Annotated in this window: 14 protein-coding genes and 1 pseudogene; 3 read left to right on the forward strand and 12 right to left on the reverse strand. The window is 39.6% G+C overall.

Annotation, left to right across the window (positions count from 1 at the left end; all coding sequences use genetic code 11):
- Nucleotides 1-52: 52 nt before the first annotated feature.
- From secA to nrdR, 8 genes and pseudogenes are all read right to left on the reverse strand, one after another.
- A complete protein-coding gene (secA, locus tag D8845_RS05820) occupies nt 53-2,566 on the reverse strand; it encodes a preprotein translocase subunit SecA (RefSeq protein ID WP_125452808.1) in 2,514 nt (837 codons plus the stop codon).
- Nucleotides 2,567-2,711: 145 nt separating this feature from the next.
- Complete coding sequence (locus tag D8845_RS05825) at nt 2,712-2,999, reverse strand: hypothetical protein (RefSeq protein WP_049488300.1); 288 nt, start codon at nt 2,997-2,999, stop codon at nt 2,712-2,714.
- Nucleotides 3,000-3,031: 32 nt separating this feature from the next.
- Nucleotides 3,032-3,366, reverse strand: a pseudogene (locus D8845_RS10460) (hypothetical protein).
- Nucleotides 3,367-3,450: 84 nt separating this feature from the next.
- Complete coding sequence (der, locus tag D8845_RS05835) at nt 3,451-4,761, reverse strand: ribosome biogenesis GTPase Der (RefSeq protein ID WP_001207696.1); 1,311 nt, start codon at nt 4,759-4,761, stop codon at nt 3,451-3,453.
- A gap of 13 nt (nt 4,762-4,774) precedes the next feature.
- A complete protein-coding gene (locus tag D8845_RS05840; RefSeq protein WP_125452809.1) occupies nt 4,775-5,488 on the reverse strand; it encodes an NADPH-dependent oxidoreductase in 714 nt (237 codons plus the stop codon).
- Entirely contained in the window at nt 5,485-6,381 is an 897-nt protein-coding gene (dnaI, locus tag D8845_RS05845) for a primosomal protein DnaI (RefSeq protein ID WP_125452810.1), read from the reverse strand. Before dnaI ends, D8845_RS05840 begins: the two co-directional genes overlap by 4 nt.
- Nucleotides 6,382-7,551 carry a replication initiation and membrane attachment family protein gene (locus D8845_RS05850; protein ID WP_125452811.1) on the reverse strand — a complete coding sequence of 390 codons (1,170 nt, stop codon included), beginning with the start codon at nt 7,549-7,551 and terminating at the stop codon, nt 6,382-6,384.
- Nucleotides 7,552-8,025: a transcriptional regulator NrdR gene (gene nrdR / locus D8845_RS05855; protein ID WP_001203672.1), complete on the reverse strand. Its 474-nt coding sequence runs from the start codon at nt 8,023-8,025 to the stop codon at nt 7,552-7,554.
- Nucleotides 8,026-8,164: 139 nt separating this feature from the next.
- Between nrdR and D8845_RS05860 the strand changes: the two genes are divergently transcribed.
- The 3 genes from D8845_RS05860 to D8845_RS05870 are packed head-to-tail and all read left to right on the forward strand — an operon-like array spanning nt 8,165 to nt 10,010.
- Nucleotides 8,165-8,530: a GntR family transcriptional regulator gene (locus D8845_RS05860; RefSeq protein WP_119943583.1), complete on the forward strand. Its 366-nt coding sequence runs from the start codon at nt 8,165-8,167 to the stop codon at nt 8,528-8,530.
- A 4-nt stretch (nt 8,531-8,534) separates the two neighbouring features.
- Nucleotides 8,535-9,230 (forward strand): ABC transporter ATP-binding protein, encoded by a 696-nt coding sequence (locus tag D8845_RS05865; protein ID WP_000054197.1) that lies wholly within the window; start codon nt 8,535-8,537, stop codon nt 9,228-9,230.
- A 15-nt stretch (nt 9,231-9,245) separates the two neighbouring features.
- The gene (locus D8845_RS05870; protein WP_125452812.1) at nt 9,246-10,010 is read left to right on the forward strand and encodes a hypothetical protein; all 765 of its coding nucleotides are present in this window, start codon (nt 9,246-9,248) and stop codon (nt 10,008-10,010) included.
- A gap of 205 nt (nt 10,011-10,215) precedes the next feature.
- Here the strand turns inward: D8845_RS05870 and D8845_RS10210 are convergent, their stop codons facing one another.
- The 4 genes from D8845_RS10210 to D8845_RS10310 all read right to left on the reverse strand — a co-directional run.
- Nucleotides 10,216-10,380, reverse strand: a complete 165-nt coding sequence (locus tag D8845_RS10210) for a hypothetical protein (protein WP_153198681.1) — start codon at nt 10,378-10,380, stop codon at nt 10,216-10,218.
- Nucleotides 10,381-10,392: 12 nt separating this feature from the next.
- Nucleotides 10,393-11,046, reverse strand: a complete 654-nt coding sequence (locus D8845_RS05880) for an ABC-2 transporter permease (protein ID WP_084930268.1) — start codon at nt 11,044-11,046, stop codon at nt 10,393-10,395.
- Complete coding sequence (locus D8845_RS05885; RefSeq protein ID WP_001202678.1) at nt 11,027-11,887, reverse strand: ABC transporter ATP-binding protein; 861 nt, start codon at nt 11,885-11,887, stop codon at nt 11,027-11,029. Before D8845_RS05885 ends, D8845_RS05880 begins: the two co-directional genes overlap by 20 nt.
- 18 nt (nt 11,888-11,905) lie before the next feature.
- Nucleotides 11,906-12,135, reverse strand: a 230-nt coding sequence (locus tag D8845_RS10310; protein WP_221762778.1) for a hypothetical protein, incomplete at its 5' end; no start/stop codon positions are given.

Raw genomic sequence — 12,135 nt, forward strand, 5'->3', positions numbered from 1 at the left:
ACCAAGTAAAAATTTACTTTTCACAAGGTATCCGCCTCTAAACTATCTCATTTTATTGTCTTTTACTGTGACAGTTTTTAAACTTCTTACCAGAACCACATGGGCAAAGTTCATTGCGTCCAATCTGGCTCAAATCCAGATTTTCAGGCATATTTGCTTGGTGGGCAGCGATATTACGAGTCGCTGTTGTACTGATATGGTGTTCTGCTTGTGGTCTTTCTTGTTCATGAATTTGTGCTTTCATCATCAAGCGTGTCACATCAAACTCAATCGAACCAATCATGTCATTAAACATACGGAAACCTTCCGCCTGATACTCAACAACAGGGTTGTTCTGAGCATAACCACGAAGTCCAACCGCATTACGCAATTGATCGAGGGCATCGATATGATCTGTCCACTTGTTATCTACCACTCGTAGAATCAAGACTTTTTGGAATTCTTTAACTGCTTCTTCATCGCGTAATTTTGAAACCTGACTATCGTAAACTTGCAAGGCACGTTGGAAAAGCTCTTCCTTAATTGCCTTATCAGACAAGCCTGAAAAGTCTTCCATCGTAATAGAATCTTCTGGAAGCAAGTTGTACTTAGCAAAGTTCAAAATTGCTTCTAGTTTTTCATCTTGTTTTGCACGCGCATGACCATCAACGACACGACCAATCGTGCGTTTGATCATTGCCTGAATTTCAGGTGCCAAATCACGATCTGCAGTGATGACGTCGTAACGTTGAGCATAGATAATCTCACGTTGTTCACGCATGACGTCATCGTATTGAAGGACTTGTTTACGGGTATCGTAGTTATTTCCTTCAACACGTTTTTGCGCTGCCTCAACCTGACGTGTCAACATACGAGACTCAATGGCCTCTTCAGACATGTTGAGACGTTCAAAGATTCCCTTCAAGCGTTCAGAACCAAAACGTTTCATCAAGTCATCTTCAAGAGATAGGTAGAATTGTGACTCACCTGGGTCTCCTTGACGACCTGAACGTCCACGAAGCTGATTATCGATACGACGGCTTTCATGGCGTTCTGTACCAATCACACAAAGTCCACCCAATTCGCGAACTCCTTCACCAAGCTTGATGTCGGTACCACGACCGGCCATGTTAGTTGCGATAGTAACAGCACCACGTTGACCAGCATTCATGATGATTTGGGCTTCTTTATAGTGGTTTTTAGCATTTAAGACTTCGTGAGGAACGCCAGCTGCGACCAATTTCTTAGAAATGTAGTCACTAGTTTCAACCGCTACTGTACCAACCAAGACAGGCTGACCTTTTTGGTAACGAGCCTTAACATCTTCAACAACCGCCTTAAACTTAGCCTCGATACTTGCATAAAGAAGGTCTGAGTGGTCAATACGTTGAACAGGACGGTTTGTTGGGATTGGAATAACACGAATGTTGTAAATTTCACGGAATTCTTCTTCCTCGGTCTTACCTGTACCCGTCATTCCAGACAATTTTTTGTACATACGGAAAAGGTTTTGGTAAGTGATTGAGGCAGATGTCTTAGTTTCATCCTGGATTGGCACACCTTCTTTGGCTTCAATGGCTTGGTGCAATCCATCAGAATAACGACGACCTTCCATGGTACGACCTGTAAATTGGTCAACGATCAAGATTTCTTGTTCTTCGCTCACCACATAATCAATATCGAGAAGCATGATATAGTTAGCACGAAGGGCGTTATCGATAAAGTGAGTCAGAGCTACGTTTTCGATGTCATAGAGATTGTCAAGTTTGAAATAGCTTTCAGCCTTGTCAATCCCTGAATCAGACAAACCAATAGTTTTAGACTGTACATCGATGATGTAGTCGTCTTTGTCCAAAGATTTTACATAGTGGTCTGCCATGTGGTAGAGCTGACTGGTTTCAACTGCATTAGCACCTGATACGATCAAAGGTGTACGGGCCTCATCAATCAAGATTGAGTCAACCTCATCGACCAAGGCATAGTTAAGCGGACGTTGTACCATGTTTTCAGCACGAACGACCATGTTATCACGAAGGTAGTCAAATCCGATTTCTGAGTTGGTTGAGTAGGTAATATCACACTCATAGGCTTCTTTTTTCTCCATTGGAGATTTGGCAGCCAAGTTAATCCCTACTGACAAACCAAGCCATGAGTACAATTCACCCATCTCAGTCGCATCACGTTCTGACAGGTATTCATTGACCGTAACTACGTGAACCCCTTTGCCTGAAAGGGCATTGAGGTATACCGGCATAGTCGCAGTCAAGGTTTTTCCCTCCCCTGTACGCATCTCTGGCACGTCACCATGGTGAAGAACGATTCCCCCCATGACCTGAACCTTATATGGGAAGAGACCTAGGACACGTTTAGCACCTTCACGGACAACCGCAAATGCTTCATAAAGCAATGAATCCAGTGATTCTCCATTTTGATAACGTTCTTTAAATTCAACTGTTTTTGCTTTTAGTTGGTCATCTGTCAAAGCAGCCATTTGGTCTTCGTATTTGAAAACCTTGTCAGCCATCTTTTCCAGACGACGGATTTCTCCTTTATCATTTTCGATAATTGTTTTTAAAATATTAGCCATGTTTTTCCTTACTTTAAATTCCGAATATTTTAGAATGTTCTTTTAATTTTAGCACAATTACTGATTATTTTCAAGGAAGAATCCCCATTTTGAAAAGGAAAAAGAGGCTAGTTTCCAAGCTAACCTCTCTGATTTTTATGATACTTTAATTGCCAAAAATCGGCAAAATCGCAAATAGGATAAATAGATTTATCCAAAGAGAAAGACAACAGATAAGTCCAAAAACAAAGAGACTGACTTTCTTGGACAGCAAGGCCATCAAAATCGACAGAATTCCAAAAACTAGTAAAACTTTCTGCATGATTAAGAGATTGATAGATATTCCCAGAACTGGTTTATCCCAAGGAACAAAGAAGAAAGCCAGCCAGATCAGCAGAACTAAACCAATATAGAATTTAGAATATTGTGTAATAAATGATTTTAGACGTGTCATAAGCTACCTCCTATCAACACAAACCATATAAATCAATGCCTTCCGCCTTTAGATTGTCCTAGTTCCCGTCTCAAGCGAAACATGTTTTTGAAAAAGATATAGGTTAACCAGTCACTGCCTAGAGATAAGACTATCAGAAGCAACCAAACACCCCAATCACTAGCATCTGATACATAATCTAGAACAAAAGGGAAAAATAAGAATGAAAAAATTGTCATATCCATGCTAAACAGAGCTAAAAGGGAAATATAAATCCAGTAAAAATAGTATAAGATGGGGAAAATTTACTATCTCTGTTGGCCTTTTCAATCCAGCTGAAAAAGTAAAAACAGGGAAATAGGATTATCAATTTAAACAAATGTTTCATCACCAGCCCCCTCTATTTGATAGCGTTTTCTTTACCTTCATTCTATCAAAAAAATCTGGAAATGTCATTCCAGATTCTACTTTTTTATTTGCGTTTTCTTGCGATGAGATGGATTGGTGTTCCCTCAAAGACAAAGGCCTTGCGGATTTGATTTTCCAAGAAACGCAAGTAAGAAAAGTGCATGAGTTCTTCTTCGTTGACAAAGATGACAAAGGTTGGTGGTTTGGTTGCCACTTGGGTCGCATAGAAAATCTTGAGACGTTTTCCTTTGTCTGTCGGTGTTGGATTGATGGCAATAGCATCCATAATCACATCGTTCAAGACAGCTGATGGGATACGTGTGTTTTGACTTTCGCTGATTTGCTTGATCATCTCAGGCAGTTTGTGGAGACGTTGCTTGGTCAAAGCAGATACAAAGATAATCGGTGCGTAAGGTAGATATTGGAACTGCTCACGGATATCTTCTTCCCAGTTTTTCATAGTGTGGTTATCTTTTTCAAGTGTATCCCACTTATTGACCACGATAATCATCCCTTTACCAGCTTCATGGGCAAATCCTGCGATACGCTTGTCGTATTCACGAATGCCTTCTTCCGCATTGATGACCATCAAGACCACATCTGAACGGTCAATAGCACGCATGGCACGCATGACAGAGTATTTCTCAGTATTTTCATAAACCTTACCAGACTTACGCATACCAGCCGTATCAATCATGGTAAACTCTTGACCATCTGTATCTGTAAAGTGTGTATCGATGGCGTCACGAGTTGTTCCAGCAACGGGACTAGCAATGACACGGTCTTCACCCAAGATAGCATTGATCAAGCTTGATTTTCCAACATTAGGACGACCAATCAAGCTAAACTTAATCACATCTGGATTTTCTTCTTCATATTCATTTGGAAGATTTTCTACGATGGCGTCTAGCACATCCCCTGTACCGATACCATGGACAGATGAGATAGGCAGTGGTTCACCTAAACCGAGAGCATAGAAATCATAGATATCATTTCGCATCTCAGGGTTATCCACCTTGTTAACCGCAAGAATAACTGGTTTGTGGGTCTTATAAAGCTTACGAGCTACGTATTCATCTGCATCAGTAATTCCTTCCTTACCAGACACGACAAAGACGATAACATCTGCTTCTTCCATGGCAATTTCTGCCTGGTGCTTGATTTGTTCCATGAAAGGAGCATCGACATCATCGATTCCTCCCGTATCAATCATGCTAAAGGAACGATTGAGCCACTCACCCGTTGCATAGATACGGTCACGTGTCACTCCTTCGACATCTTCTACAATGGAGATTCGCTCACCAGCGATCCGATTAAATAGGGTTGATTTCCCAACATTGGGACGTCCTACAATGGCAATAGTTGGTAGGGCCATAATTTCTCACTTTCTACAATAACTTCTTCTGTTCAAGATTTTTTCTAGTTGAGCTTGGTTCAGCTTGACCAAACTGTTCTGCTAGGCGCTGACTCCAGCTTGTGGTCGCACGTGCTCCAGCATAGTCCGCCTGTACACGGTCATAAGCCTCAATCGCATCAACTGTTTGTTCCTGGTATTCTTCCTCAAACACCACTTGATTCAATGGCAAGCGAGGTTTGACTTCATGTTCTTCATTTGGTATTCCTAGTGCCATCCCAAAGACAGGATAGGTGTAGTCAGGCAGGTTAAAAAGTTCTGCCACCTCTTCTGACTTGTAACGCACCAAGCCAATAATAACACCACCATAGCCCAAACTTTCAGCTGCCAGCAAGGCATTTTGACCTGCAAGGGCCGCATCGACCGAACTAATCAAGAGACCTTCTACACCTTGAGGTTGGAAGGTATCCGTATGGAGTCGTGCTCCCTTTTCTGCTCGGTTCAAATCCCCGACAAAGAGAAGGAAAACAGCTGACTGGCGAATGGCTTCTTGAGGCACCAATTCATACAAGGCATCTTTCTTTTCTTGACTTCGTACCACAATCACAGAGTAGGATTGGAAATTCTTCCAAGACGAGGCCATTTGGGCTGCTGTCAGGATTTCAGTCAAGTCTTCCTGAGGAAGGGCTCGCTCCTTAAATCTTCGAACAGACTTATGAGCTTTCATCAGTTTAATCGTTTCTGTCATCGACGGTTTACTCCTTCTAAACGAGTCTCCTCAGCCAAATAACGGATGCGTTCCATGACGCGTCTGGCTTCCCAGGTTTCGTCATTTCCATGTTTCCCTTTAGCGAAATGCAACTCCAATTCTTCAAAGTTGAAGTTGGATGTGAAAAAGGTCGGTAAATCTTCCTGCATCCGATATTGGAGAATGACCTGCAGGATTTCGTCACGCACCCAAGGTGTTGATTGCTCGGCACCAATGTCATCTAAAATCAGGACTTCAGAAAGCTTAAGCTCATCCACCAAGGTCTTAACATTGCCATCACCGATAGCATTTTTGACATCTATGACAAAGCTAGGATAGTGGAGGAGAGTTGATGAAACACCGCGTTTTTCTGATAAATCATGAGCCAAGGCAGCCACCATGAAACTTTTGCCCACACCAAAGTCTCCATATAAGTAAAGACCTTTTCGAATAGCTGGATATTGCTCCACGAAGGCTAATAGTTTTTCAAAAACTGGCAAGCGCCCCAAATCATCCAAGTCAACTTGAGCTAAACTAGCTTTCCTGAGACTGGCTGGCAGATTGATTAACTTGAGACGGTTCTTAATAGCCGCTTCTTTCTCAGCCGCGATTAGTTCAGGAGTTTCTTCGTAAGAAACATCCGCATAGCCATGATTCATAATCAAAATCGGCTTGTAGCCTTTGGCAATATAATCCGTATCACCACGGAGAAACTTGTCACGCTCGGTAATGTACTGATTAAACTTGGAGATACTGCGATTTAATTCCTCTGGAGTAAGGGATTCTTGCTGGATAAAGGCCGCAACATCAGGGTCCTTCATGATTTTCTGGACCAAATCTTGATAATGAAAACGGCTAGGTTGACGTTTGAGTACGTCTCCGACACTTTCCATCTAATCTCCTCCTTTTTCTAATCGAGCTAATAGTTCTTGTTTCTTACGTTCCAATTCCAGACGAGTTTTCTCGCTGGTTTCATTCTTATAATCTGGATTGCTCCACTTGGGTACATTGGACTTGGTAGGACTCGGTTTACTGCCTTTTTGAGCCTGACTCTTCTGCCCACGCTCACGGATTCGCAGGACTGCTTCTTCTGCCGAATGAATCTTTTGATAGACATAGTCATTGGCTACCTTCATGGCATATTTCTCGTTGATGTTTGCCGAATCCACCTTATTAAAGGTCAATAAGAGAATGATATTGATGACTTCGTCCAGCAAGCCCAAGCCAGCCATCTGTTGCAAGAGTTCTCTTTCTGTTTGGGTAATGGTCCCCTTGCGTGTTTGCTTGATTTCTGCCAAGAACTGCAGGGCAGTTTTACTTTTGGCTTCTTTGATAATGGTTGCTTCCTTAGAATTAAAGTCAGAGGAAACCGGTTTTTGAGCAATTTTTTCTCGCATGCGTCTGGTTGAAATAACCTGGGAAACAGCTGTTGACTTGGCCAATTGATAAGTCTCAAACCAAGTCCACTTCTTTTCTTCTGCAATAGCAAACAGGTTCAAGACATCAGACTGCTCATCCGCAAAACGCAGTCCATCTCGAGCCATAAGCTGACGAAAATGGTCTAAGTCAAAATCATTGGCCACTTTCTTCTTGAGACCAAGGTTTTCTTGACTTCCCAGTTCTGCCAAGTCTGGAAAGACTTGATTGAGTGAGACAGGTATTTCTTCTCCCTCAGCACTATCAACTTTCAAATCCTCCACAGCTGCATCGCCAATCTTTTTCTCCAAAAGTCTGCGATAAACAGGATGCTCCAAGAAGTCTTGACTAGATAGAGGAGCATGGAGGGCTAGCTGATAAACATCCCCCTTTTGATAGAGGGTCAAGAGATTGAAAGCAGACAGGATTTTCAGGGATTTTATCAGTCTATCCATCCCAAAGTTGAGATGGTTAAGAATGCTTGAAAAAAGATATTCCTTTCTACCATTATCCCAAAAACTAATCGTATAAAGATAAAGGCTCAGTGCCTCCTGACCGATAATCGGGAGGTAGCACTGTACCAGAGATGAGGTATCTTGCGACACCCGATTATTCTTTAGATAAGAAAAACGGTCAATTGGCTTCATTTATCTTTCCTTTTTCTTTTTAGAGGACTGGGTAATTTGTTGGAGCAAGCTCTCTAGCTCACTGACATCCTTAAAACTACGATAGACACTGGCAAAACGTACATAGGTAATCTCATCCAACTCAGCCAACTCCTCCATGACAAGTGAACCAATATCCTCACTTTGAATTTCATTTTCATTTCGACCACGGAGTTTCTGTTCGATACGATTGACTACCATGTTGATTTCATCACTTGACACAGGACGTTTCTGGGCTGAGCGGATAATCCCATTAAAGATTTTATCTCTGGAGAACTGTTCCCGTGTGCCATCTTTTTTAACAACCACTAAGGTTCTTTCTTCTACCCGTTCGTAGGTTGTAAAACGGTGCTGGCATTCGTCGCACTCACGTCTTCTACGAATGGTGTTCCCTTCTTCTGCTTGGCGACTATCGATAACACTTGACTTGGTAGCCCCACATTTTGGACAACGCATCCTTTCCCTCCTTATCGTTTTCTTTTCATTATACCATTTTTTAAGCGATTCCCAAAACAATTCTTCTTTTTGCTTGACAAGTTTTTTGTTTTGTTGTATTATTTAATTAAGACAAAAGGATAAAAGAAAGGAGACCAAGATGTCCTGGACATTTGACAACAAAAAACCCATCTATTTACAGATTATGGAGAAAATCAAGCTTCAGATTGTTTCCCATACACTGGAACCCAATCAACAACTTCCAACCGTGAGAGAGCTAGCTAGCGAGGCCGGTGTCAATCCAAACACCATCCAAAGAGCCTTGTCAGACCTTGAACGAGAAGGATTTGTCTACAGCAAGCGCACAACTGGACGATTTGTGACTGAGGATAAGAAGCTAATCGCCCAATCACGCAAACAATTATCGGAAGAAGAATTGGAACACTTCGTTTCCTCCATGACCCATTTTGGCTATGAAAAAGAAGAACTACCAGGCGTAGTCGGCGATTATATTAAAGGAGTTTAAGCCTATGTCATTACTAGCATTTGAAAATGTATCCAAATCTTATGGAGCAACACCAGCTCTTGAAAATGTTTCCCTTGACATTCCAGCTGGAAAAATTGTTGGTCTCCTTGGGCCAAACGGCTCAGGAAAAACAACATTGATTAAACTAATCAATGGCCTCTTACAACCAGATCAAGGACGTGTCCTTATCAACGACATGGACCCAAGTCCAGCAACCAAGGCCATCGTAGCGTATTTGCCTGATACGACCTATCTCAATGAGCAAATGAAGGTCAAAGAAGCCCTAACCTACTTCAAGACCTTCTATAAAGATTTCAATCTGGAACGTGCCCATCATCTACTTGCAGACCTAGGTATTGATGAAAATAGTCGTCTCAAGAAACTATCAAAAGGAAACAAGGAAAAGGTACAACTGATTTTGGTTATGAGCCGTGATGCCCGTCTCTACGTTCTGGACGAACCTATTGGTGGAGTGGACCCAGCAGCCCGTGAGTATATCCTCAATACCATTATCAATAACTACTCACCAACTTCTACCGTTTTGATTTCTACCCACTTGATTTCTGATATCGAGCCAATCTTGGATGAAATTGTCTTCCTCAAAGACGGAAAAGTCGTCCGTCAAGGAAATGTAGATGATATTCGCTATGAGTCAGGTGAATCCATTGACCAACTCTTCCGTCAGGAATTTAAGGCCTAAGCAAAGGAGATTATTATGTTTTGGAATTTAGTTCGCTACGAATTTAAAAATGTTAACAAGTGGTATTTAGCTCTTTATGGTGCTGTTCTCTTCCTCTCTGTTCTTATTGGAATTCAGACACAATCCTTAATCAAACTACCTGAAAAAAATCTATCTGTTCTACTTTTTTTTCTATCTACTGTCTTTGGTGGTTTGATGGTTACACTTGTGATTTCAACTATCTTCTTGATTATTAAACGATTCAAAGGAAGTGTCTATGACCGACAAGGCTATCTGACTTTAACCTTGCCAGTTTCTGAACACCATATCATCACAGCCAAACTAATCGGTGCCTTTATCTGGTCGTTGATTAGCACTGCTGTCTTACTCCTATGTATCTATATTATCTTATTGTCAACAAATTCTGATGAAGTTCAACTTTCTACTCTTCTGTCATTTGTTGCAGAACATTTTACCGGCTTTAGTCTTACTGTCTTATCCTTCCTACTAAATACCATTTCTGGAATCCTCTGCATCTACTTGGCCATTTCCATTGGACAACTGTTCAATGAATACCGTACAGCACTCGCTGTTGCAGCCTACATTGGTATCCAAATCGTCATAGGATTTATTGGAGTTTTCTTCAATACCAGTACTAACTTCTATGTCAATTCACTTGCAGGATTTAATGATAATTTCTATATTGGAGCAAGTACAGGAATTTTTGAAGAACTCATATTCATAGCTATCTTTTACCTCGGAACCTACTATATTTTGAAAAACAAGGTTAATTTGCAATAGTTTTTAAATAATTTTTACCTAGATATATAACATACTCATAGGACAAAAAGTCTTTAAAATCAGAAAACGCATAATATCAAGTGTTAAAAATCCTTGATATTATGCGTTTTATTGTTAGAAAATTTGCTTTATTTTCTCCTCTAATTGAGTTTTTGCCCAGCCTCAAAACACCAACTTCATTTTACCTACCAAGCACAGTCATTCGTCATTTATTTTTTCCAATATTATCTACGAACTTTGATAAAAAGAGAGGTACCATAGCTATAAAAACTTGCCCTCTTTCTCCCCATGCAAATAAAACGACTGCAAGAACAGCTGAAAAGATTGCTAAACATATAGATATTAGACGACATATTTTCTTATTATTCATAGCACTGCTCCTTTACTTCATAAATATTTTACAATAGATTTTAGTTGAAAGTATAAAAGAAACCCCAATCATGATACTGACCAAAATTATGATACTTATAACTAGAAGGAAATGATTAGCTGAACTAATCCAGTTAATGAAAATCATGCCGAAAGTCGTTTTCTGAAGACCATACACTAATCCCATAACTAACGATAGTACCAGTATATTGACAATCGTATTTCCAAAAGCACCAAAGGCATATACGGAAGGAAGCAATAAGGCTACATACATGATTCCAAAGATTACTCCAATCAATGCCATAATTAAATGTAGATTGAGACTGTATTGATTAAACATGACATGGGTAGCAAGACTTAAACTCAATACTATAGAACTTACCAAAAGAATAAAAGAAATACAAGAGAGATACCGCGCTAAAATTATCTTAGATTTTGAAATTGGAAAAACTCCTACAAATTGATTCCAACCATTCTCACTATCTGATACAACTAAAGTTGTGGGAAGAGAAGCTAAACTTATTGGTAACACTATTAGTAAAAAAATTGTCCCCGATTCTCTTGCAAAGATTGTAATTAAGAATAAGGCTAAGGCAATAAATATTCTATTGATTATCTTTACTTTATTTAAAATAAGTTGCGCATCTTTATATAGTAGTCCTTTCATTTATTCGTTCTCCTTTGACTAAAAACAATAAAATTTCCCAAAGCGTTGCATAATTACTCTCGTCTTTACTCTTGTCAGATACAACTACTAAATATCGAACACTATCACCCTCTTCTAATTTATAATAAATGTCTACTTGATCCATATTGTTCTTTATTTCTGTTTTAATCATAAATCGGTTCAATAAATTTTCTCTGTCTCCCTCTAGAAGAATCTCCCCATTATGGATAAAAATAAAATAATCTGCCGCCTGTTCTAAGTCACTCAAAATATGTGAAGATAAGATTACAGTCATATTCTCTTTTTTAACATACTCTTCTAAAATAGATAAGATCTCTCGCCTAACAATAGGATCCAAGCCACTTGTGGCCTCATCTGCAATTAATAGTCTCGGGCGATGAGCGAGTGCAGACGCAAAATTAAGTTTCACCACCATTCCTCTGGAAAATTCTTTCATCTGTTTTTGAGATGGTAAGTTAAACTTTTGAATAAAAGTGTAAAATAACTTTTTATCCCAACTAGGATAAATCATGCTCATCATTCTTTCAACTTGCTCCACCGAAAATGAAACTGGAAAAAAGTTTTGTTCTAAGACAACCCCTAGTTTCGATTTAATATCTTGCTCATGCTCTGAATAAGTTTGTTCAAAAACCCTTATACTATCCTTCTCAATCTGTAGTTGATTTAAAATCAGATTCAGTAAAGTAGATTTACCAGCTCCGTTTTCACCAATCAGTCCAATAACCTTACCTTCCGGAATCTCTAAGTTACGGACTTGCAATTGAAAATCCCCATACTGCTTGGTTAAATTTTTTATATTAACTATTGATCTGGCTCTCATGTTAACACCTCATCTAAATTATAACATCATGTATAAAATCGTTAAGCTATTCCCTAAAAAAATAAGACTCGCCAATAAAATATTAACTTTATTTGGCACATTAAGTTTTTTTAATTCCAGTAACATCAGCAAAGAAACTAGAACATAGTTAATAACACTAATAAATATAAAATACTGGTTAGTTATTTTCGTTCCTAATCCTAATATTATTAACACAAAATTAGCAATAGAATAAGCTGATATATATG

The sequence above is a fragment of the Streptococcus mitis genome, from assembly GCF_003942865.1.
GTDB lineage: Bacteria > Bacillota > Bacilli > Lactobacillales > Streptococcaceae > Streptococcus > Streptococcus mitis_BI.